The organism is Flavobacterium caeni (assembly GCF_900101895.1).
GTDB classification, from domain to species: domain Bacteria; phylum Bacteroidota; class Bacteroidia; order Flavobacteriales; family Flavobacteriaceae; genus Flavobacterium; species Flavobacterium caeni.
This window is the reverse complement of sequence record NZ_FMVF01000004.1, coordinates 185,154-209,685: the sequence shown is the minus strand read 5'-3', so window position 1 is coordinate 209,685 and position 24,532 is coordinate 185,154. Positions and strand designations below refer to the sequence as shown.

The 24,532-nt window shown below is 52.1% G+C and carries 10 protein-coding genes; 4 read left to right on the top strand and 6 right to left on the bottom strand.

What is annotated here, in order from left to right; all coding sequences use genetic code 11:
* The first annotated feature begins 49 nt into the window (after positions 1-49).
* Entirely contained in the window at positions 50-1,693 is a 1,644-nt protein-coding gene (locus BLP55_RS04925; RefSeq protein ID WP_091141211.1) for a tetratricopeptide repeat protein, read from the top strand.
* 101 nt (positions 1,694-1,794) lie between these two features.
* Positions 1,795-4,089, top strand: coding sequence for a T9SS type A sorting domain-containing protein (locus BLP55_RS04920; RefSeq protein ID WP_139149606.1), 2,295 nt, complete (start codon positions 1,795-1,797; stop codon positions 4,087-4,089).
* A gap of 55 nt (positions 4,090-4,144) precedes the next feature.
* Here the strand turns inward: BLP55_RS04920 and BLP55_RS04915 are convergent, their stop codons facing one another.
* From BLP55_RS04915 to BLP55_RS04905, 3 genes are all read right to left on the bottom strand, one after another.
* Positions 4,145-8,752, bottom strand: coding sequence for a reprolysin-like metallopeptidase (locus BLP55_RS04915; RefSeq protein ID WP_091141209.1), 4,608 nt, complete (start codon positions 8,750-8,752; stop codon positions 4,145-4,147).
* Positions 8,753-8,886: 134 nt separating this feature from the next.
* A complete protein-coding gene (locus tag BLP55_RS04910; RefSeq protein WP_091141208.1) occupies positions 8,887-13,092 on the bottom strand; it encodes a choice-of-anchor D domain-containing protein in 4,206 nt (1,401 codons plus the stop codon).
* 203 nt (positions 13,093-13,295) lie between these two features.
* Entirely contained in the window at positions 13,296-18,140 is a 4,845-nt protein-coding gene (locus BLP55_RS04905) for a choice-of-anchor D domain-containing protein (protein WP_091141207.1), read from the bottom strand.
* Between the two features lie 170 nt (positions 18,141-18,310).
* Here BLP55_RS04905 and BLP55_RS04900 point away from each other — a divergent pair, with 170 nt between their 5' ends.
* Positions 18,311-18,781, top strand: a complete 471-nt coding sequence (locus BLP55_RS04900) for a regulatory protein RecX (protein ID WP_091141206.1) — start codon at positions 18,311-18,313, stop codon at positions 18,779-18,781.
* 174 nt (positions 18,782-18,955) lie between these two features.
* Positions 18,956-20,929, top strand: a complete 1,974-nt coding sequence (locus tag BLP55_RS04895) for a T9SS type A sorting domain-containing protein (RefSeq protein WP_139149605.1) — start codon at positions 18,956-18,958, stop codon at positions 20,927-20,929.
* Positions 20,930-21,363: 434 nt separating this feature from the next.
* Here BLP55_RS04895 and BLP55_RS04890 read toward each other — a convergent pair whose 3' ends face one another.
* From BLP55_RS04890 to bioD, 3 genes are all read right to left on the bottom strand, one after another.
* Positions 21,364-22,521 carry a beta-ketoacyl synthase N-terminal-like domain-containing protein gene (locus BLP55_RS04890; protein ID WP_394331906.1) on the bottom strand — a complete coding sequence of 386 codons (1,158 nt, stop codon included), beginning with the start codon at positions 22,519-22,521 and terminating at the stop codon, positions 21,364-21,366.
* 114 nt (positions 22,522-22,635) lie between these two features.
* A complete protein-coding gene (gene bioA, locus BLP55_RS04885; protein WP_091141203.1) occupies positions 22,636-23,907 on the bottom strand; it encodes an adenosylmethionine--8-amino-7-oxononanoate transaminase in 1,272 nt (423 codons plus the stop codon).
* Positions 23,904-24,521: a dethiobiotin synthase gene (gene bioD / locus BLP55_RS04880; protein WP_091141202.1), complete on the bottom strand. Its 618-nt coding sequence runs from the start codon at positions 24,519-24,521 to the stop codon at positions 23,904-23,906. The genes bioA and bioD overlap by 4 nt, the downstream gene beginning before the upstream one ends.
* Positions 24,522-24,532 lie beyond the last annotated feature (11 nt).

The following is a 24,532-nucleotide window of genomic DNA, read 5'->3' as shown; positions in this document are numbered from 1 at the left end:
TTTCTAAAACGAAAGGCTTTTTTGTATTTTTACGTGATAATCCCGACCGATGGCAACCAGGTATCTTTGTTTCCTCTTTTGTTTTGTGTTTTGTTCGACAGCGCTTGCACAGTCGGTCGCGCAGTGCGACACGTTGATCAAACAAGGCGTCGAGGCCATGCAACGCGGCCAGCACGTCAAATCGCTCGAATTGCTGACGCAGGCGCGCTCGATGGCAAAAAAGAACCGCTGGCACAAACAGGAATTTCTGGCCATCAACAACATCGGCGCGAACTACTACCTGATCCTCGAATACGGCGAAGCGCTCAACCTTTATCTCGAGGCGTATACGATTGCACTTAAGGAACTCGACGCAACGCAGGAAGTGGTCGTGCTCAACAACATCGCCATCCTGTATTCTAAGGAAAAGAAGTACGACAAGGCCACCGACTATTTTTTAAAGGCCTACGGCATCGCCAAGGACAACAAAGACGATGTCAAAGTGGGGATGTATGCGATGAATTTGGGAAATGTGGCCAACGAACAAGGCGACACCCAACGCGCACGGGCCTATTTTACAGAAGCGCTGCCGTTGCTCAAAGGGCAACCCCAATTTCAAACACTGGCCAAAATAGGGATTGCCGACGGTGATTTGCAAGAAGGACGTACGCAGTTGGCGCGCCAAACTGCTTTCGAATTGTTGCAAAAAACAAAAGACCTGGATTTCAACGATACGGGTATTTCGCTGCTCACGATTATCGCCAAGTCTTATGGCAAGGAAAACCAACTGCCGCTGGCGCTCGACTATGCGCAACGCATCCTGGACCGGCGCCCGAACCTGGACACGAAAATGGCCGTGTTTGAATTGCTGTCGGAATTGCATTTCAAGAACAAGACATTCCAAACCGCGCTCGCCTACAAGGATTCAATTTTAAAAGCTTCCGAACAGTTACAGGAAATCAAAAACGGCAAGCTGTTCGAAAGTGGCAAGGTGAAGTTTGAAATCCAAAACTACCGCAACGAACTCGCGCTCAAGGAAAGTCGCCTGGCCAGCGAACGCAAGATTTTTTATTCCGTGCTCGCGGTATTGTTTGTCATTGCGGCATTTGTCGTGGTTATTTTGCGCAACCGGTCGCTCCAATACAAGCAAAAGAAATTGGTCGCCGAACGCAACCAACACGCCCTGGCATTCGAACTCGAAAAGGAAAAAAGCGACAATCTGTTGCTCGAAAAACAAATCATCGAAAAAGAATCGCTGGCGTTGCTCGAGCAGGAAAGGCTCAAAAGCGAGTTGGAAGCCCGAAACCGCAAACTGTCGGCCAAGGCACTTTATCTGTCGGGGCGCAACCAAATGATCGAAGACATACTGTCGGATTTGTCGCAATCGCCCGAACACGCCAAGGACACGGCGCTGGTCAACCACATCAAAATCCTAAAAAACCACTTGAAGACCGACGCCGAATGGGACAGCTTTATCACACACTTTGAAGAAGTCAACCAAACTTTTCTCAATACGCTCAAGGCCAAACACCCGTCGTTGACCGCCAACGACATCCGTTTCATCGCCTACATTTACATGAATTTGAGCACCAAGGAAATCGCATCCATGCTCAACGTCACGCCCGAAGCGTGTCGCAAACGCAAGGAGCGGATCTCGGCCAAAATGGAACTGCCCGAAAACGTCAACCTGTACGACTACCTGGCGTCGTTGTAAATCACACTTTGTCTGGCGGTTGTCACGTTTTGTCACGCCTGTTTTTTTGATTCGACCGCACTTTTTTGGAAACTTTAGAAAACCAAAAATCGAATCAAAAAATGAAAAAGATTACTATGATGGCCATGCTCCTTATGGCCGGCGTAGGCGTTGCGCAAACCACCTTCGAAGCGGCGCGCGACTACGCCAAACTGATGGACCTGACCTATGACCCGACGGTCCCCAACAAATTGTATGCGGCCACGTTCGGCAACCACATTGTGGTATCTACCGACAACGGTGCCAATTGGGAACTGCTGTATTCACATCCCGAAACCGACTTTCTCGACGACTTGCGGCTCGCGCCCGGGAACACCGCGCTGACTTTCTCTACCCGTGACGAAATCCTGATTTATGATTTGGCTACGGCGGCCATCACCTACAGCTATCCCATCCCGCAAAGCGGCGTACCCGATGCCGGGCCAAGTTGGATCAACTCTTATGATTTGTTCGATGGTACGGGCGACACGATGGTCGTGGATACCGGATTTTCGGTGGGCTTGAGCAGCTTCTCGAAAGTTTTTTATACCAAGGATGCAGGCGTCACCTGGTCTGAAATTTATTATACGGTGAACCACGACAATGTGTTCATCAACGATGTGGCCATCAGCCCGAACAATTCCGACAAGATTTTCCTCGCACGCGGCAACGGCGACAGCAACGTCGATGGCGGTTTGTGGGTTTCAGTCGACGACGGACAGAACTGGACCGAGACGCTTGCCGGGGTGACACTCGATGCGCTCGCCTTTAATCCATCCGACGCCAACGACATGATGATGGGCAGCAGTATCGGCTTTGGCATCCATCCCGAAGCGCTGTACCGATCGGCCGACAACGGTGCCACCTGGAGCACGGTGCCGATTACCTGGACCGATGAAACGCTCAACAACATCACCAAAATTGTTTACAATCCGCAAAACCCCGACCAGATCATCGCGCTCGAGGAAAACGAAATCGTACGCACCAACGACGGCGGTACGACCTGGACCAATGTGGTGTACCCGGTGGGCATTTCGATGGATTACTATTATGGCATCAATGCGTCGTACAACCCGTCGAACGGGAACCAGATTGCCGTCACCACCGATCTGTACCCGCAAATGTTCGACAACACCGCCGAAACGCTGACGCAAATCGAGGCGCCTTTCTTCTATGTCATCGGCGCATCGGTCGCCAAATATTCGGACGAAGTACATCTGTACTATGGCGGACAAGGCGGACGCCACCACAAAAACATCAATACCGGGGTCGCATCGGCGTATGACGTCGAGAATCCGGACTCGTTCAATCCCAAAAGAAATTACATGGTAGCCGATCCTGCCGTTGCCGGTCGCGTGTTCAGCTATGCGTCCATGGGCTTTTTTGGCGGCTGGCTTACCATGAGTACCGATTACGGTGCCACCACAACCAACATATTGCAGGCTTTCGCCGACGACATGCAGGAACTGACTATCGACCCGAACAACACAAACATCATTTATGTTTCGATGCGTTCCGGCGAAGGCGGCAATATGGTAAAAATTGACGTTTCCGATCTGGGCAACATTATCACGACCGACATTGCCACGCCACAAGTTACCGAGTTTGGCGACGGCGTAATCACGGGAATCGTTATCGATCCCGTGGCGTCGAATACGATCTACATCGCCAAGCGCCATAAAATCCTCAAGACCACCGACGGCGGATTGAATTGGGAAGAAATCGGCGACGGGCTCGAGCAGCTTACCGAGGCCGATATCATTTGGGACATGCAGGGCAATCCGTTGCATCCAGGGCAATTGACCGTCGGGACAAACATCGGGGTGTATACGTCGATGGATTGGGGCGCCAACTGGACGTCCATCCTTGCGGGCACCGACGCCAAACGCGTCAAACATTCGCCGTTGAATGATGGCGTACTTGTCGTGAGCATCTTTTCGACCGAATATGTGATGGCGTCGATTGCTTATACCGCGAACAATGGAGAAACCTGGAACCACGTCACGCCGCAGGACATCCATTATGCGCAGGCCTATGCGATGGATTATGATTTTGACGGCAACGACATCAACGCCTACATCGCGACGTCGGATTTGGGCATCATGCGTTATCCGATTGAAAACGCAATCTTGTCTGTAGACGATGTGGTTGCGCAACAGCGAGTAGGTTTGTATCCGAACCCGGCACGCAACCAGCTCAACATTTTTGCTTCGGGCGATGCCATAGCCAAGGTGGCTCTTTATTCGGTGACGGGCCAAAAAGTGATGGAACGCTCGGAGGCGGCGTTTGATGTATCTTCGTTGGATAACGGAATTTATTTGGTGACGGTACAAACCGAATCCGGCAAGTCTTTCACAAAAAAACTCGTCAAGCAATAGTTTTGCGATCTGCAAAAAGCAAAAGGGCTGTCTCAAAAAGACAGCCCTTTTTTTATCAATGCTGGATTTTTCGATAGGCAATTTGCCCCGATTCGAGCGTGACCTTGACCATTAACACCTGGTTGATCCGGCCAACCGGCAAGGCAAATTCGGCGGTAGCAACCGAACCGCTGTCGGCCAACAATCGGCCCAGCAAATCATAGACCTTGACGTTTTGCATTTTGCCCGGTGCCGATTTGACGCGAACCGACAAGGGCTGCGAAGCAACTACGATACCCTGATCCTGGGCCAAAGCCGTTTGCGTCGACAAGGCCGTATCGACAAAAACCACCTCGAAACGCGCATCGAACGTTCCAGGAAGCGACGTAAACGTATAGGCCGAATCTGTCAAATCATGGGTCTGCGCCAGTTCGTTGTCTTTTACAAAAATCGACTGCCCTTCTAGAAAAAGCCCATCGACGTGGTCGAGCGCGATGGTAAAGTCGCCACCCGCATCGGTTCGGAACGACAACGGGATCACGTCGCCTTGGTCAAACGGCAGCGCACGGCCTTGTATCGTATACGGCACTGCACCGATCAACGTCGCCAATCCGACGGGGCTGTCGAGTAACGCCCTGCCATCGATACCGTCGTCGACCCCTTGTGTGGCATGGGTCATGTAGCCCGCCATCAGCTGTGAGAACATGCCCGAGCTGTTGGTGAGGTTCAGCCAAAAACGATGTTTCTCGGCGAGCGTTGCCGTCCTGAAAAATTGATCGCCGTTGTTGGCCAAACGCATGCTGTTGTTGAAAACGACTTCGGGTTGGGCCACGTTTCGCGCCTCGACCAAAAACCCTTGTCCTACCTGGATCAAGCCATTCGGCACCGGGCTTGTCGGCGAAGTCGTGGTAGCGCCACCTTGCGTATACGTCGCATAAGCTGTTCCCGCGGCGGCATTGGTCTTGCGCCAAAAATAGAGCGTCCCGAATACTGATCCGGCATTCGTCGACAAAAAGTCGTCGGCCACAATCGTAGAAGGATACGGATTGGCGAGCAAATTGAAACTGCCCGGATTGAAATACTGCAATTCCTTGGTCACGTCTCCGTTGTGCGGCACCCCTTCAAACTGCCCGTGCCATACGGTAGGCGTCGTCGGATGGTTGTCGGGCATCCTGATCAGATAGCCGTCGGCACCCGAAAAAGTCGCGGTCAGCGGATTGGCAACAGCATTGTACAGATTGGTGTTTGGGTTGTAAAGGTAAAAACGATTGTTGAGCGTGTTGGGCGAAAACTCCTTTAATGTCATCGCGCCTTCTACGGGGCTGCCCCACGCAACATAATCCAAACGCATAAGCGGCGACGTATCGCGGTGGACGATCACGTTGCCTGTGTTGGCCACGTCGTCTATCTGGACCAGATTGGTGTTGTTTTGCATGGTCAGCTGTGCCGTCGGCGCCACATTGACCGCGCCCGTAACAATCAGGTTACCTCCCGAAACAAAATTGACCTGCGCCGTTCCGGTAACGTTCAATGAACACGTTTCCAGGTCGCCGTTTGAGGTGTAATCTCCTGCAATCGTCGTGGCTACGTTGCTTACGGGACGCCCATTCGTCCATGCGTCGCCGTCCCAAGTGGTCGAGAGGGCACCGCAACTGAGCGGCTGGCTCGGTACACTACAAAGGTTGAGGCTCCAGGCTGTAATCGAACCGCCATCGCCCGAGGCATTGTCGTTCACGCGGAGTGTCCAAACACCTTGAGAAGTTTGGCCATTCAGCGCCGACAACGGCTGCGCCGGTGCTATTGTTCCGCTGATCGCCGGGCTTGTTCCGCAAATGAGCGTAGTTCCGGCGTCATCGAAAGTCGCATTGATGTTGTCGTTGTTCGTACATTGGTTGGCTACCAATTGCACCTGCGTGCCCGACGGACTGATCAGGGTGAGCGTAAGATCGGCTGTCCACGAATGGGTAATCTGGACACTTACGTTCACATCCGAAAGCGTCACATTGCTGCCCGACGGTATGGTAAGCGTCGAATTGACCGTGGGCGTGCCCGAAGCCGAAATGTTGAGCGGTACGTTGGTCGAGTTGTACGGCGCGCACTGCTGCGAACCCGTCGTAAATCTAAAGATCTCGCTCAGCGTACCCGAGCAACCTTCATTCTTGGGTAACACGCGCCAGAAATAGTTGGCGTTTTCACTTAGCCCCGAAAGCGCGTAGCTATTGGTAGTAACAGTGGTATCGACCAAAATATTGGTGAAATCGACGTCGGTGGCCACTTCTAAATCATAGGCGGTTGCGGCCGTATCGGCAGGCCATTGTAACGATACCGACGCAGGCACCGCAAAGGCTTCGTGCAATGGGTTTGTCGCGGTAACGGTCGAAAATCCGCCGTCCATAATCTCCATGTAAAAGTTGACGGTCTTGGTGACGGCACCCGAAGTGGCCGTGACGGTCAGTGGATAAAATCCCGGAGCAATACCGCTGGTGTTCTCCACAGAAAGATTCACCGATGCGCCCGCCGTAGCAGAAGTCGGCGAAAACACGGCAGTGGTTCCGGCCGGATTGCCCGACACAGAAAAACTCGTAGTGCCCGAAAATCCTGCCAATGGTGCGTAGTTAAAATCAAAAGACGCGACGTTGCCCTGGCAAACGCCTTTGTTTTGACCGCCCTCGATACCCGAAAATGCAACCGAGAAGCTTGCTGCCGGCGCGGTTATCGTAAAGTTCGCATTCGACACATCGAAGAAAATATTGCCGTTCCCCTTGACCATGATGCGGTTGGTGGTTCCTGTCGTATTCGGGATAGTCACCGTTTCGGATCCGTCGTTGGGGACTTTGCTGGCCAACAGAATTGGAAATGTAGACCCGCCGTTGGTAGACAGGTAGATGTCTACATAGGCGCAGTCGATGCCATTGGCGGTGGTACCGGCCACATTCCACGTGACGGTTTGGTTGGCCCCTGCGACCCACGAAACAGCAGTATTTGGGCTGTTGACCACAAAAGGCCCTGCCGTGGCATCGACCTCAACCACCATTATATCGGAAGCCGTTTGGCCGCCGCCCGCTACGTTGTCGCGTGCCACCACCGAAAAATTGAAGATCCGTGCCACCGAAGGCAATACCTCCCAGGTGTTCGACGTTGCGCCCCCAAGTACCGTAGCCATATTCGGAAAAAAACGGCTCGGCGACACCGTTCCAGGCAAGGAACGGAACATGGGTCCTGCGGTCCTGGTCGAGGTAGGCGCTGCATTGTTTTGCGAAGAAGGCAGGACCGCTTCGGGATCGCGTTGCTCCCAACAATAGGTGAGCACATCGCTATCGGGGTCAGACCCTGTCGCGGTAAGCACGAATGGTGTAGATTTAGGAATCCTGTAATCGGCACCCGCGTTCACCGTTGGCGGTTGATTGTCTATGGCGGTGATTTGCGCGCACGAAGAGCTGACGCCGGATTTTACATTCTGCATGATGTCGCGGATGTTCACGTAGGCGAAATAATCGTCGCTGTTGCTTTGCACATTGGCCGCGCAAATGCCCGCATACCCCATGATGGTTGAGGCGCTCCCGGGCTCTACTTCGGTTTGATTTCCCGAACGGCAACTGTTGTTGCTTTGGGTGTGGTAACCGCCGAATTGGTGCCCCATCTCGTGCGCAACATAGTCGATGTCGAACGCATCGCCAGTGGGATTGGACCGGCCGGTATAACCCCTGCCTTTGTGAAAACCGCTTTGCGAGGTCGAGGCGCATACACAACCGATACAACCTGCGTTGCCACCACCCGTTGTGTTGAAATTGTGTCCGATGTCGTAATTGTTCACCCCAATGACGGCGTCGATGGTTTGGGCCGTCTGGGTGTTGTATTCGCCCGACCACGGATCGGTGCCTGCGTCGAGGTAAATGATCTGGTCGTTGTTGGCCACAAAGACCATCGTTATGGCGAGGTCTTTTTCATACACCCCGTTTACACGGGTCATCGTGATGGCCATTTGCGCCTGGACGTTGGCCTTTTGCTGGGCAATAGTACCCGTACCTTTAAAAATGGTCCCGTACTCTCCCGTACAGGATTGCGCCAAGCGATAGGTGCGCAATGCTTGATCATCGGTATGCAGTGGCGCATTGACATTGGCATTGGCGTTTCGGTCGGCTTGATCGAAATCGGCGGTGAGACATTCAAAATCTTGGGCATCGGCGCCTATCGAATGTCGGTCGTACACCATATAGTATGATTGATCTATGGTATACGGATCAATAAAAACCGTGCTTTTACCGCCAGACATCGTCATGCTGTGCAGACCGAATTGGGTGACGGTGAACCGCGCGACGGCCGTCGGGTCGTCGATTCCTTGGGCCGCGTAGGCCTTGATCATTGGGAATTTCGCAGCCAATTCGGGCTCCATGCAAGGTGTTTCCTTGACACGGAACTTTTCCAGTTTGCCGTCGGTGTTGGGCAGCTCGATGATCACATTTGACATCCGCGACTGCGTACCGCGCATGGGTGCAGCCGACAACATCGTCCGGAACGCATCGGTATCAAGCTGGAAAATCTGATAATTACTTGGCGACGAACTGCGATTCACCAAGCTTTTTTGGGTGGTCTCGGCCAAATTGGCATTGCGCCATACCGACTTTTGTTGGGCGTGCGACAGCGTACCGACCAGCGCAGCGATTAGTAGGATAATTTTCTTCATCTATGTGGTATTTTTATAAAAATAAGAAAATTAAGTTAATATTAACAAAGTGTTGCTTTAATACCCAAAAAATCTTACGACAATGCACAAAAAAACCCGGAAATCCCGGGTTTCTGTATCGATATCTGAAATTACTAAAACAGTACTTTTCGGTTGGCTACCGCGCCATTTTCTAACATAACCTTAACAACCAAGGCTTGTTGCGCGCTATTAAGATGGTCGATCGTGAAACGCTGCCCGCTGAGCTTGTCGTTGCGGTACAACTCCCTGCCGAGCAAATCATATACGGCTACGGATTTGAGCGGTGCTTGTTGCGAGAACAAATTGATTTGTCTGTCTTTGACCGTCACCAAAACCGCATTGGCCGTTCCTGCGAAACTACTGGTCGCTAGCGTCTCATTTTCATAACGCACCACGAACCTGTCGTTAAAACTACCTTGCGCCGTCTGGAAACTGTAGGCAGATTGTTTCAAGTCGTGCACCACTTGCAGCAATCGGTCTTCGAGGTAAATGTTTTGCGAATCCAAAAGACCATCGGTATGGTCGATTTCGATTTCAAAAACACCGGCAAAAGCGGCATAGTAGCCCAGCGCAACGGTGTCGTCTTCATGGAATGGCAAGGACCTGCCTTGAATGGCCATGGTCTTGTCGTCGACGATAGAATACAGGCTTACAAAATTATTGGCGTTGAACAACTCACCGTCGAATCCGCGGTCTAAGCCGTTGGTAGCGCCTTCGATATAACCGATAAGGGTTTGTTTGAATGCACCCTGGTCGTTGGTCAAATTGAGCCAGACGCGGTTTTTCTCGATGCCTTCGATGGCATCAGGCGTATCGCTCTGTACCGATGATGTTCGTTCATTGTTGGCGGTGGCCATCCTAAAGAACTGGTTGTTGCCTCCGGTAATACGCATACTGTTGTTGAACACCGCGTCGCCGTTGGCCAAGCCCTTGATAAAAAATCCTTGTCCCGAAGCGATATTTCCGTTTGGAATATTCATGTTCAACCCAGTAGCCAGGGCCGCCCGTGTAGCGACACTCCCCGAAAAATTGTATACGGCGTAATCATTCGAATTGTATTGGTAGGCTGTGATTGGTGTGTTGTGCGTCCACAAGTAAATAGTTCCTTCTACCACCCCTGTATTGGCCGCATTCGACAAAAATGCATTTGCGCTGATTGCCGAGGCATAGGGGTTACCTATCAGGTTCATGTTGCTCGCCCCAACAATAATTGGCGTTTGGATAAATCCATTGTTCGGCACACCAACAAACTCACCCGCAGTATACGGTTGCGGCGTACTGTTAAAGCCTTGAGGTGCGCGAATGATATAGCCTTTGCCTGCTTCCATGACAGCAGTGCCGTTCGGAATGACCTGCCAGTTCCCGATGGTCGGACTATAGCTAAAATACTTATCCCAAAGCGTATTCGGCGACAATGCCGCCAATGTTTGTCCTACAACAGGCGAAGACCAGTAGCTGTAGTCGTAAACGACCATATCGGTCGTGTGTCGTCGGACCCTAATGGCGCCCAGATTGGTCGCCAAATCATTATGCTGTACGAGGCTACCGTTGTTCTCGACGATCAACGTACCGCTATTCTCAACGTCGCTTTGGACGTCAAAATAGTCATTGCCACTTATGGTGACCGTACGGCCAGCCCTGATTTCACATTTACAGCTGCTCAAATCGCCATCGGTTGCTGTGTTGTAATTTCCGTCGATGATGGCCTTTACCGTAGGCGTAGGTGCGCTCGGGTTCCATGCCGTTCCGTTCCAAGTGGTCGACATTTCGCGGCGTCCGAACAATGTCACATTGTCGAGCGCCCAAATTTCGGTTGCACTGTTGTTGGTCATCGAAATCCGAATGGCCAAAGTCGCCGATTTGGGAAGTCCTGTCAATTGCAATGTACTGAATCCATCAGTTGTCAAGAACCCGCTGGCTCCAGCGTTAAATGTCGTAACTACGTTGTCGCCATCATAAATGCCCGAGGCAATTCCAGTGCCCGACGTAAAACTCCATTTGGCGTTGGTGTTGCCCAATACGTCTATTTCGTTAGACCAAGTTGTGCCACCATTGGTGCTCACCGAAACCATTACACGATCGCCCACATCACTCCCTTCGACCGCCGTAGTAGAAAGTGAAGCCAATCTCAAACTCAACTCGACCACGCTATAAGCAGTCGTGTTGATATTGGCCATGGTAACCACCCCGGTTCCGTTAACCACCTGTAAACTTCGCGCTCCAACAAATCGGCTCGAAACACCGCCGTCGCCGGTTGCACCGAACGCTGTTCCTGCACCAATAGTACTTCCCGTAGCGGTGTAAGTCCAAGCGGGTGTTGCTGGAACGGTTTCAAAATCTTGTACACCCAATGTTTGAATGGGTTCAAATGCACAGGGGATGTAATCCAAACCATAACCACTAACAGCAAACGTGTATGGGTTTTCATTTAAATCGCTGTTGACGATATTGACGATGGCCGTCCTAAGCCCCACGGCAGATGGATCGAATCGGATAGTAAATGTCGTGGAGGCGCCAATGGCCAATGTCGCCGGTGGTGCCGTGATGACCGAAAAATCAGCCGCGTTCGCTCCTGTTAATGTGGGTGCACCAATGTTCAGTATGACATTTCCATTGTTGATGATGGTAAACGTCCTGTCGAGTTGGCCTGTGTTGATGTTGAGGTAATCGAAAAAGGTATGGTTCACGAACGAAGGCGTCGTACTTCCGCTCACTACTGGCTGTGCATTGCCCGTGACGTCCATCTCTGCGGCAACACCCGTTCCCTGGATGAGGAATGTAAACGGGTTCTCTGCATCGGGATCGTTGTTGGGAATGGTGACCAATGCGGTTCGGATGCCTGTTCCCGTCGGTAAAAACTGGATCGAGAAGTTTCTAACGAAGCCCGGGTTGATGCTGTTTGAAGACGGAATGGTCTGAAGTGTGAAATCGGCCGGATTTGCGCCACTGATCGTGATGTACGGGCTCGGATCAGTTAACAACAACGGCGCATTGTACGGACAATCGTTACGTATAGCGAATGATTTTATCTCTCCGGCGCCGCCCACGGGTTGCGCAGAAAACAAGGTACAGTTGTTCACGTTCGGAATCATACTATTGTCGGTGATGATACTCGTGTTGGGCGCCGTTGCCCCATTCAACCTAATGTCGGGAAGAGGAATAACACCATAGCCTTGAACATCAAAAAAGTACGGATTCTCATTGGCATCGTCGCTAAAAATGTTGATACGCGCTTGACGAAGACCGGGCTGGCTTGGGTCGAAAATGACGTTAAACGAGATGGTACTGATGGTGGCCGAAGCCGCGGGAATAGCCCCCAAAGTGACCGCTGGAACGGTAAAATCGGTCGGATGCGGTCCGGTCACGGTAATGGCCGAAACGTTGAGCGGCAATCCGCCTAAATTCTGTATTGTATAAGTAATTTGCAGCGTGGTAAGCAATGTAGACATGGGCGCATAGCTGGGTGCATACTCCGTCCCCTCGACTACCGTTGGCGTAACATCGCCGCTGAGCAAGGTGTTGCCGTAGGCCGTTACATTGATTTCGGGCGCAGGCGCACCATAGGTTCCCGAAATCACGATGTCGTCTAAACCAAATTCGTCACACTCACCGGTACCCGATACCAAGCCCGAGGTCCAGCGGACGTAGTAGTAACCGCCGGGCGCAATGTTCAGACCGTTGATGACGCAGGTGCGCGACGGCGCGATTCCAATATTGACCCATTGAAAAGCGTCGGCAACGTCGGGAGAAGTATAGTCCAGCAGCGGTTCGTTTACAAAAACGACGTTGTCGGCAGAGTGCGAAAAGTTAAACGAGCTTGAAGAGTTCTGGTCGTTGCGTACAAAAAGATTGTAATCGATCGCAATTTGCGTCAGGTTGGTCGTTCCGTTGTTGCGGATGCGCAAGGTGATGGATCCCGGATCGAAATCGCCTGCGTCACCGGGCTGGATAAGCATCGCCGGATTGGCTACGGTAGCCGGTAAGTCGGTATAGGCATAAATCCCTGGGGTTACCACACCGCCTGCCGATGATCCGCGGCCGAAATCGTCGACGGTTTGCGTTCCGCCAAACAAACAGTTGCCGAAACTCCATCCCTTGACTTCCCACGCATTGGAGTTCAAACGTCCGGCAAGGGTGGGATTGGGTTGAAACCCATCTCCTTCGAATCTTGTACTTGGATTGGTCCCCACCGATGTCTGCATCGTGTTGGAGAAGTTCACCGTAGCCGTGGGCGCAGCATTGGTGATCGAAACCTGTGCACGGGTAAACTGCAAGGTTCCGAGTAGCATTAGACTGGCGAATAGTAGTTTATTTTTCATAAAAACAAAGTAGGATTTGTGACGTAAACGCCTGTAAATGCAGACATTCAACCAACAAACATACAAATAAAAGATTTACAGGAAGTTAGGCAAATCAGCAAATCGACAATCTACACAAAAAACCGACAAAATACACGTCGCCTCCAATGCAAAAAGCCTTGTCCTAGGACAAGGCTTACAAAAACTATTTGTAAATCAATTGATTATAACAATACTTTACGCACAACCACCTTGCCGTCCTGCAACACGATCTTGACAATCAGGGCTTGTCGCTGGACCTGCATACCTGCGATTTGGGTTTCGTTCGTGTAAATGTCGTTGCGTTGCGCGATTTCGCGTCCAGTCAAATCAAACACCGTTACCTGGGCAATGGGTTCGCGGTAAGATTTGATCGAAAGCGTTTGGTTGTCGGCAATCACCGCCACACCACTGGCTTCGGTCTCAAACTGGTCGTTGCCCAACAACTGGTTCGTGTAACGCAAAACAAAACGCGCATCGACCCTTCCAGGCGAAGCCAAAAACTCGTAGGCAGATTGCTTTAAATCATGGACAATACCCAGCGTTTTATCTTCAAGGTAAATCGGGAACATCGTATCGAAAACGCCGTCTACCGCCGCAATGGCTATTTTGTAGGTTCCGGCCTGTGTTACATTGAAGCCCACAGGCACTTTATCGTTTTCATCCACCGGCAACGGGCGTCCTTGGATGGCCATAGGTTGTTCGCCAATTAAGCTGTAAAAATTTTGTCCGCCGTCCAGTCGGCCAAAAGCATCGTACAGTCGGTCTTTTTCGAGTGTAGCACCGTTGACGTAACCCACAACCGCACGGCTTACCAATTGCGTAGGCCCCACCAGATCAAGCCAAACACGGCTGCGCTCCTGCTCTCCGTCGAGCGCGCGTTCCGATTCGGTTTGGTTTGCGGCCTGTCTGTAAAACTGTGCGTTGCCATAGGTTCTGCTGCGCATGGTGTTGTTGAACGTGACGGTTTGCGTATCGGCCGCGCCGTCATCCATTTGCACGAAAAACCCTTGTCCCGAAGCGATGTAGCCGTTAAATCCGGCCGGTCCGCTGGTAGTAGCAGTGCCGTTGTATACGATATAATCGTTCGAATTGTAGTTGTACATGAAGTTGTTGTAAAACGGATCGGTGACGCCCGTACTCGGCAAAGCGCCGTGTGTCCACAAGCGAACCGCCCCTTCGATGTTGGTGTTGGCGTTCAGGAAATCCAACGCACGGATCGAACTCGGATACGGATTGCCCAGCAAGTTCCAGTTGTCGTCCTGGTTGGTGACCATCACCGCAGCGTTGGTCGGGCTCGGATAAGGCGCGCCGGTGTAGCTTCCGCGCTCAATGGATGGCGTAATGTCGCCATTGTTCGGTATTCCCGAAAAATTAGCGGTAAACGGGGCCGCGCTGGACGACCATCCGTTCGGGCTGCGAACGATATAGCCTTTACCGGCAATCATGCTTTGCGTCGTATTGCCCCAAATTCCAAAATTACCGCCCTGCGTTGGAATCCAATGGAAAACGGCTCCCGCTGGCGTTGCAGCCGATACGCCCGTAACAGAAAACCCGTCTACAGGAGCAGACCAATATACATAGTCCTGTGCTTTGATGGTTGCGGTTCGTGCCACATTGATCGCACCCGTGTTGTCGGCAAAACTGTTGACCTGCACCAAGCTGCCTGAACTTTCGATATTCACAGTCCCAAGATTGCGCAAATTGTCTTGGATTTCCACATACGTATTGCCGTTGATTGTCAACACATCGCCTGAATTGACCTGGCATTGACAGGTCCTGAAACTACCCCAAGTACCCGTATCGTATGGCGCGTCGATAATGGCCTTGACCGTCGGCGAAGGTGGCCCGGCCGACCAGGTTGCTCCGGTCCATGAGGTGGCCACGGGCATTTGTCCTTCGATTTTGATGTCGTCTATCGCCCAAACCTCGTCTGCACGATCTATCGCCAGCGTAATCCTGACGCGCAAGTTGTCTACCGCGGGCAGGTTGCGGACATTGTAGGTTGCTATTCCGTTCGGCAATTCGGCATTTCCGTTACGCGTATCGATGGTCACACCATTGTTCGTCCCGGTGTAGTAAGCATTGAACACGCCCGTAGCATTGAAATCCCAACGCGAATTCGAATAACCGCGCAACACCGCTTCGGTCGACCAGTTGACGCCATTGTCTACACTGGTTTCTACCTGGACGAGTTCGTTGACGTCTACTCCTTGTGTAGTGCCGGTTCTAAATGCCCCAACTTTCATCGACAAATTAATGTTCCCGTAAGCGCTGACATCTACAGGCGACATGGTAATGACAGTTGTTTCGACCGCATTCCCCGAAGAAGTAGTGCCGATTCCAGCCATCTTAAATCCCCTGGCGCCAATGAACGAATTTCGCGGGCCCGACCCATTGTCGTACGTTCCGCCGCTAATCGCAACGGTGCCATCGGTAGTATAGCTGTACCCATAGGTTGGCGTGGCCGGCGCGACTTCGAAATCCTGCACGAACAGTGTTTGCACTGCGTTGTAACTACAAGTCGTAAATACGATTCCTTCGCCCGAAATCGCAAACGTATAAATCGGGTCGACCGGTTCGGGCGTCGTCAACCCTGCGTTGTTGTACACATTAAACGACACTGTCGCGTTCTTGATCCCTACCGATGCCGGTGTAAAGTTGATCGTAAACGAACTGCTGTTACCACTCCCCAATCCGTTGTTCGTTGGTTGCGAAATTACCGAGAACATGGCCGCATCGGGACCCGAAATCGTTACGCCTCCAAAGTATACCGTTGACCCCGAAAGGTTGCTGATCACAAACGTATTTTGTTTGACCCCCGTCGTGACGGCCACCCCACCAAAATGCGTCAAATTGGTTTCGGTGGTGGTTGTCGCGCCTTTGTTGACGTCGTTGCCGTTGCCGTAAACATAAATGTTGTTGGCGCCCTTGGCCGTGCCGCTGATGTTAAAATTGTACGGATTCTCATCGGAATCATCGTTCGCGATGACTACCGTAGCATTTTTGGCCCCCGGCCCGGTCGGGTTGAATGTGATGTCGAACGTAAGTGAGGTGCTGCCCGCAATGGTATTCGATGCCGGTTGCGCCGTCACGGTAAACATAGACGCGTGCGGGCCGGTGATTTGCACATAAGGCGAACCCGTCAGCGTAAGCGCCGTAGACCCGATGTTTTCGATTGTAAAAGTCCTGACCACGGTGGTTACACCTACAGTCGCGACACCAAAAGCGGTATGGTTTGTTCCCTGCGGATAAATGCTGTTGTCGGGAATACTCTGCCCGTTGCCCAACACATTGATGTCGACCAAAGCCGTCAACGTACCCGTTCCGCGTATCATGAAATTGTATGGATTTTCGTCGGAATCGTCGTTGGCGATCGTGAGTGTCGTGGTTCTCGTGCCCGCGGCCAAAGGCGCAAAGGTCACCGTAAAATCGAGCGAAGCACCCGCGGCAATCGTCGTCGGCAAGGTGATGCCCGACACGGCAAAATCGCCCGTGTTGCCGCCCACCATCGTAATCGAGGTGATGTTCAACAACGCATTGCCGTTGTTCTCGATCCTGAAATTCTTGGCCTGGTTGCCCGGGATGACGATGTTGGCAAAAAGCGTATTGTCGGTACCTTGCGGCGTGGTGTCGCCATCGGCAATGGTCGGGTTCGCACCGATAACGCCCCTGACGTTGATCTCAGGACCTATCGTGGTGTTACAAGAAGTCGTCGGGATGGTGGCCGATGTACGGTAATTCATCGTAGACGGATCGCTCAAATAAGCCGCATACGGCACCAGTAAAAAGTGATAGACGGTTCCTGCGTTGAGTCCCGTCACGCTATAAGTTGTGGTCGTGCCCACGTTCGAAGTATAGCCGTGCACCGTGGCGTTGCCAAAAACCGTCCCGGCCGGATACATCGCGCCATCGGTTGGGACGCCCGTGGGGACGCCGCCAATACGGTACAAAATCACATAGCCATCGCCGCCAATGGTGTTGGCCGCATTGAACGTCAGGTTGATTTGCGTACTGCTCGCCGTAAGACACGTAAACGAGGCCGAATGTCCCGTGGGTTCTGCCGCGAGCGTCACAAAAAAGACCGCCTCGGGCGTAGTGGTGTTGTAGCAAATGTTCGTGCCCGACCCATTGTAAGCGTATACCGTGATCGTGTAAGGTGTCTCGGGGGTAAGGCCCGTGATGCCCGTAACCGACGAACCGTTGCTGCGGTACACGACGCGGTTGTTCACATTGATCTGACCGGCCGTGCCCCAAGCCGTACTCGGGTTGTAGTTGGTACCGTTAACGGGCAACACATCCGGGCTTGCGCTGGGTCTGATCACGACAATCGAACCGGTGGCCGTAGCACCCGGTGTCCAGGAAATATCGGTGCCGCCCACGGTGGTGTTGGCAATCGCGATTCCCGATGCCTGGCTGGTAGGCGTGGTACAGGGCGTGGTACAAGACGCGGGTGGGTTGCCGAATCCGGTCATTACCGTTCCGCCCGCCACAGTTGTATATCGCGTACTCGGATCGGTCCAGCCATCTGGATCGCCTGTACAGAGACCGTCAATAATTTGAATATTGTTGTTGGCTGTGCTAACTCCACCACCTGTCCATGCTGTGCCCGGGTCACCTCCGCCGCATACTCCGATCATGTCTTGTGTTACACCGCCGAGATCTATCCGAACAGCATCATCGCCATTAAACAAAAAATTATAATCTGTCGTGCCGCTAATTCCTGTTCCATTTGTGGTGGCATAAGTTGTCAAATCGTTCGTACCGATTACCCAGACCTCGCCAGCGCGCAAAGTCCCGACATTAATATCAATTGCCGCTATAAGCGTACATGTAGCGCCACTGTTCCCTTGATAAACCCTTATATTATTGGTCGCCGAAAAGACAATATCGCTAGCGGTAACGTTAAAGATTTCGATCCCTTTCGGCGTGGTTCCCGAAGTTGTTTCGATATACTGACTGATCACGACCGACTGGCCAAAAGACAATGCGCTGACGAGCAACGCAAAAAACAAAAACTTAAGTTTCATCAATGTTTTGAATTACAATAAATACAACAATCCAGCCTGCAAAGGTAGCCCTAAATTACTATTTGTCAAGTGTTTTGGCCGACTAAATTGTTAACAAAGACCTAATTGACACGGGTTAAACCAATACGCGCAAAAAATTCCTACTTTTGGATTGCGTTTTTACCCAAAATATGTCAAAGCCCATTGTCACCCCGTTGCAAGCGCGCGCCAAACTCGAACGGTTTTGCGCCTACCAGGACCGTTGTCACCAGGAAGTGGCCGACAAGTTGCGCAGCCTTGGGACCGACACCGATACCGCCGACGAAATCATCGTGTATTTGATTGCGCACGATTTCCTGAACGAGGAACGTTTTGCACGGAGTTTTGCGCGCGGCAAACACCGCATCAAGTTTTGGGGACGCATCCGTATTGTGCACGAACTCAAGGCGCGCGGCATTTCGCAATACAACATCACGACGGCGCTCAAGGAATTGGATCCCGACCAGTACGAGCAGCAGTTCGAGACCTTGGCCGATCGCTGCTGGGCCAACCTGCGCGAGCCCGATTTGAACAAAAAGAAAAAGAAATGGTTCGATGCGCTTTTGCGTAAAGGCTATGAGCCTCAGCTTGTTTATGACAAAATGAAACTGTTAACCAAATAGTTCTAGTTCAGACCGCGAATTATTTTACATAAAAAGTAAGATTTTATCCCGTATTTTTATTAAAATAGTGCATTTTGTCGATTTTATCAACCCGTTTATCGTTGATGTAAAGCGCGTTACTACTTTTGCCGCATGTTCCTTGCACAGCATTAGTAATCCCTAAATCCTAATACTTTGAATAACTTTACACCCTTGACCGCGCTGCATATCGCGCTGGCCGCGTGCTGCCTTGTGTTTGCGCCACAAGCAACCGCAGGTCGTCCCGAAAATCCTACTGTTTTCGCGACCAATCAAAATCCAACTATTTCATCGGGTGGCACCACCTATTTTTGCGCAGGCTCGGGTTTGTTGCTCAGCAGTTCGATCGCCGAAACCTACCAATGGTACAAAAACGGCGTCGCCATTTCGGGCGCGGTTGGCCAGAGTTTCTATGCGACCGAGAACGGCTATTACAAGGTGGCCGTGACGCATGGCGAAGGACCCGACGGCGTTTCTGACGAATTGCATGTCAAACAAGGCAACGTATGGACAGGTGCCGCCGGCGACGACAACTGGTATACGCCGGGCAATTGGAGCTGTGGCGTGGCACCATCGGCCAACGACCATGTCGAAGTGGTTGAAATGGGCGACGATTTTCCGATCATTTCAAGCGCGTCGACACCCGAAATTTACGGACTGACCCTTGCCGACGACGCCCAATTGCGCGTTGAAAGTGGCAGCACGCTGGTGGTAACCGATGCGATCGACGTCGCGGTGACGGCGCAACTGGTTCTTGACGACGACGCTTCGCTGGTGCAAACCAACGACGTGGCCAACCACGGCAACATCATCGCGCACAAAACCACGACGCCCATGCGGCGCCACGACTATACCTATTGGTCGTCGCCTGTAGCGGAACAGACGCTGCATGCGCTTTCGCCCGCTACCTTGGCCGATAAATACTACAGCTTTAGCCCGCAGATCGGAAACTGGGTCGCCCATTTAAACGGCGCACAAGTCATGGCCCAAGGGACAGGCTACATTGTTCGCGCGCCGCAAACCTTTAGCCCTACGGTACCGGCAACCTACGATACGCAATTCATCGGCACGCCCAACAACGGTACGGTACTGGCGCCCGTTTTTGTTGGGGTAAGCGACATGAACCTGTTGGGGAATCCGTATCCGTCGGCCCTCGACATGGATGCATTTTTGACCGAGCCCGGCAATGCCGCGTTGCTCGATGGCACCATTTACTTGTGGACGCACAATTCTGCACCCGCATTGATCCCTGGCGACAACACCTACAATTATTCCAGCGATGATTACGCGGCCTACAACGTATTGGGCGGCACACAAACCGCATCGGCCGGAAACAACGAAAAACCGACGGGGAAACTGGCCTCGGGACAGGCGTTTTTTATCAAGGCGCTTGCCGACGGACAGGCAATGTTTAGCAACAGCATGCGCATCGTCGGCGAAAACGATCAGTTTTTTCGAAGCAGTTCGTCAGAAAAACACAGACTTTGGCTTAACCTTACCAACAACGAAGGCGCGTTCAAGCAAATACTGCTGGGGTATATAGACGGCGCAACCGATGGCATCGACCGCAATTTTGACGGTATCCCGCTCAACTCGAACACCTTCATCAACTTTTACAGCTTGGTCGACAACCAGTACTTGACCATCCAGGGACGTGGATTGCCGTTTGATGCACAGCACGTAGTTCCGATCGGGTATGCTTCGACGGTGGCGGGTAGCTTTGCGATTGGCCTTGACTCGTTCGACGGGCTTTTCGAGACGCAGGACGTTTTCCTGTACGACCATTTGCTCGGCACCACACATGACTTGAAAAGCCAGCAAACCTATGCGTTCGAAACCGCGGTAGGCACGTTCAACGACCGTTTTGAGTTGCGCTTTTTTGACGATGCACTCCAAACCGAATCGTTCGGCAGCGTTTCGACGGCAGCCAACGGCACGCAATTTTTGCTCAAGGCAAGTTCGCCGATGGCCTCGGTTGTGGTTAGCGATCTGTCTGGCCGGGTGGTGTATGAGCGACGCGACATCGGGTTGGGCGAAATGGTCATCGACGGCGTACGTCAACCGCAGACCGTTTATTTCATCAAGATAAAACTTGCCAACGGTAAAACGGTCGTCAAAAAAATCATCTGACGCTATTTCTTGAAGCTTTTTTCTTGCTTTTTGGTCGACGGGAAACAAAACCGCGAAAAAAAATCATTTGCTTTTACTTTTTCGTAATACACTGATTATTAGCAGCTTGTCAAGAATAATTACATCTTTTGTTAAAATAAAATTTTGTAGGAAACAAATTATATTACAATTAAATTTGTGTATTTCGTCGATTATTTTATACATTTGGTCGACAAACAACCCCAAAACCCTACAATTGTGAAACTAATCAAACATGTCAAAACGAAATTGAAGAATGCCGATTTCGTGACCAATCTCATCGTCTTGTTGATGCTGTTGATTGCGCTGCGGAATCTGTAACCTCAAACCTTTTAAAATTGGAGTTAAATAATTAGGATTAAAGTTTTTTGAATTAGTTAGATTAGCAAAAGAGCCCGTTCCCCCGCGGGCTTTTTTTATTGGGCCGATTTGCTGAGCAGCACACTTACCGCATTGCCGCCAAAACCTACGGCATTGACCAATACTCTTTTGATGTCGCGCGCTTCCGTCGATTCGACAAAAGGAACGCCTACAAACGTGTTGTGTTGCATCATCAGCAAAGCCAATTCTATACTCAGCATCCCGGAAGCGCCAAAGGTGTGGCCTGTTTTCCACTTGGTGGTCGTGAGCAACGGCATGTGTTGGCCGAATACCTTTTGTACCGCACGCCATTCGGTGAGGTCGCCGGCTTTGGTGCCGGGCGCGTGCATCACGATGGCGTCGACTTCGTGCAAAGGCGTACCGCCCAGCGCCATGTGCATCGACTTTTGGAAACACGTTGCTTCGGCCGAAATCGACACATTGTGTTCGAGCACTTCGGTCGCATAGCCGATGCCCGAAACATAGCCCAACGCATTGGGTTTTTCGCCGCGTTCGAGGCAACACACGGCGGCGGCCTCGCCCAGGATCATGGTATTTTGTTTTTTTTCGAGATCGAGCGCGCGGCACGGATAATCCGAAACGTCGTTGGCGTAAATCTTCATCGCTTTCATTTGCGCGATCGTAAACGGCGTCAAGGGCGCTTCGCTGCCGCCCACAAGAAACTTATCGGCCATGCCCGAGCGCAGCCACGCCACCCCATTGAGCAGCGCGTGTAGCGCCGTAGAACACGTGATCGAGTGCGAAAGATCGGGGCCTTGCGATTGCAGATCGTGCGACACCCAAGACGCGATATTGCCCGATGTCGTGGTGGGCGATGTAAGCGTAGGTACCATACCCGATTCGCGGAATTCGTCGTAGTATTTCTCGAACAAACCCGTCGCCCCGCGCGAAGAACCGAGGTTCACGCCAAACACGTCGCCTTGCTTCCAACCCGCTTGCGCAACTGCTTGGCGCGAAGCCGCGATGGCATACAAAACCGATTCGTCAAGATTTTTGTATTTGGGATCGCTGTGGCGCAACCCATCGACGAGCGCTTTTGAATTGGCATCGAGAAAAGCGGCCGGTGCGGTTTGCCCACCAAAATAGTGCGTCGTAAAAAAATGACGGCTGCTGCGGTAATGGTCCCAAACGGTTGGGGTATCGTGACCCAACGGCGAAACAGAAGCGATGGCGGTGATGGAAATTGGTTCCAAATTTTTTGCGGATTTGATGGATGCAGTGAGCCCTAGCCCCGATTGAAGCGGCATCCTTTTTCCTGCTTCTTTAGCAGGGAAAAGATACAGCGGAAAGCGGGAACAGCTCCAAAATTAAACTATTTCCAACGCCTTTTCAACGATTGTGTACACTTTCTCGAGTTGCGCATTGGTCATCACATACGGCGGCAAAATGTAGACGATGTTGCCCACGGGCCGCAGGATTACACCGTTTTCGATAAAAAAATTGTACAGCTTGGTGCGGATGCTGCCGTAATAACTTGCATCTTCGCCGGTTGCGATCTCGACCGCAAAAATGGTCCCGAGTACACGCGTGGTCCTGGCTTTCGGGTGGTTTTGGATGCGCTTTTGAAACGCGAGGTGCTTTTGGTTGATGCGCGAGAGGTTGTCCTGCATTTCCGCAGTCGCCAACAGCTCCATACTCGCGAGCGCCGCGGCACATCCGGTGGGATTGGCCGTAAACGTGTGGCCATGGAACAGCGCCTTGTTGATGTCATCGCTGTAGAATCCGTCGAACAATTGTTGGGTAAACGTCGTGAGCGCCATGGGGATCGTGCCGCCCGTGAGCGCCTTGGACAAACACATCATGTCGGGCTGCTCGGTCAGGTAATCGCACGCGAAATTTTTGCCTGTTTTGCCAAAGCCTGTCATGACTTCGTCGGCAATCGTGAGTACGTTGTTTTTTTTGCAGATTTGGATCAGTCGGTCGAGGCTTTCGGGCGCATACATGACCATGCCCGCGGCGCCTTGCACCAATGGTTCAAAAATAAACGCCGCACAGTCATGCGCAGCAATCACCGATTCGAGTGTGTCGAAACTGGCTTGTTCTCGGCCCGGTGTGGGAACGGGTATGCGCACCACATCGATGAACATGCCTTTGAACGCGAGCGTGTAAAACGAAATGCCGCTGGCCGCCATGGCCGCAAACGTATCGCCGTGGAAAGCGTCTTCGAACGCGATGATGGTTTTTCTGGTTTCGCCTTGGTTAAAGAAATATTGCAGCGCCACCTTGATGGCCACTTCTACCGATGTCGATCCGTTGTCAGAGAAAAAAATCTTTTGTTGGTTGTCGGGTAGCATCGGCAGCAATTTCTCGGCGACCCGAACGGCGGGCTCGTGCGTAAATCCGCCAAAGAGCACGTGTTCGAGCGAAGTCAATTGCTTGTAAATCGCATCGGCAATAAACCGGTTCGAATGTCCGAACGGATTCACCCACCACGACGCGATGGCATCGAGGTATTCCTTGCCGTTTTCGTCCCACAGCAACGCTCCTTCGCCCCGCGCAATTGCAATGGGCGGCGCGGCGGTCTTGTGTTGGGTGTACGGATGCCACAGGTAACGGGCGTCTTTTTCGGTCAGGGTCATAGTGCGAGCAAATTGGGTTTGAACTGGTCGGCGTAGTCGGCCACGACGTTGGCATCAAAATAGGGTTCCTCGTCGATGCGCCCAATCATGGCGAGCCCGGTTTTTTCGAGTATGATCGATTCGGTCGACGGATGTGCGGCGCCGCTGAACACGATGCCTGCAATGGGCAATTTGCGGGCCTGCAACGCTTCGACGGTAAGCAGCGTATGGCTGATGCTCCCCAAGTAATGCCTTGAAACGACGACCACTTTGTAATCGGGGCGGATCAAATCGGCGATGGTTTGCGTGGCGTTGATGGGCACCAGCAATCCGCCCGCGCCTTCGATCACGAGATGGTTCTTGGTTTTGGGTTCGGTTATTTTCGAAAGGTCGATCGAAACGCCGTCGATCTCGGCCGCCCAATGCGGACTCGCAGGCGTTTGCAACGCATAACTGTTTTCAAAGATTTTGGTCTTGTCATTCGACACCAATTGCGCGACCCTGTGACGGTCGCCGTGGTCGAGGTCGCCGGCCTGGATGGGTTTCCAGTAATCGGCCTCGAGCGCCTGGGTGATGATGCTGGCGGCGATGGTCTTGCCGACATCGGTCGAAATACCGGTGATGAATAATTTCATGGGTAGTAATC

Bases quoted from the DNA above. Each gene is read 5' to 3' on its own strand.
- BLP55_RS04925 (WP_091141211.1), top strand. From the start codon at position 50: ATGGCAACCAGGTATCTTTGTTTCCTCTTTTGTTTTGTGTTTTGTTCG.
- BLP55_RS04920 (WP_139149606.1), top strand. From the start codon at position 1,795: ATGAAAAAGATTACTATGATGGCCATGCTCCTTATGGCCGGCGTAGGC.
- BLP55_RS04915 (WP_091141209.1), bottom strand. From the start codon at position 8,752: ATGAAGAAAATTATCCTACTAATCGCTGCGCTGGTCGGTACGCTGTCG.
- BLP55_RS04910 (WP_091141208.1), bottom strand. From the start codon at position 13,092: ATGAAAAATAAACTACTATTCGCCAGTCTAATGCTACTCGGAACCTTG.
- BLP55_RS04905 (WP_091141207.1), bottom strand. From the start codon at position 18,140: ATGAAACTTAAGTTTTTGTTTTTTGCGTTGCTCGTCAGCGCATTGTCT.
- BLP55_RS04900 (WP_091141206.1), top strand. From the start codon at position 18,311: ATGTCAAAGCCCATTGTCACCCCGTTGCAAGCGCGCGCCAAACTCGAA.
- bioA (WP_091141203.1), bottom strand. From the start codon at position 23,907: ATGACCCTGACCGAAAAAGACGCCCGTTACCTGTGGCATCCGTACACC.
- bioD (WP_091141202.1), bottom strand. From the start codon at position 24,521: ATGAAATTATTCATCACCGGTATTTCGACCGATGTCGGCAAGACCATC.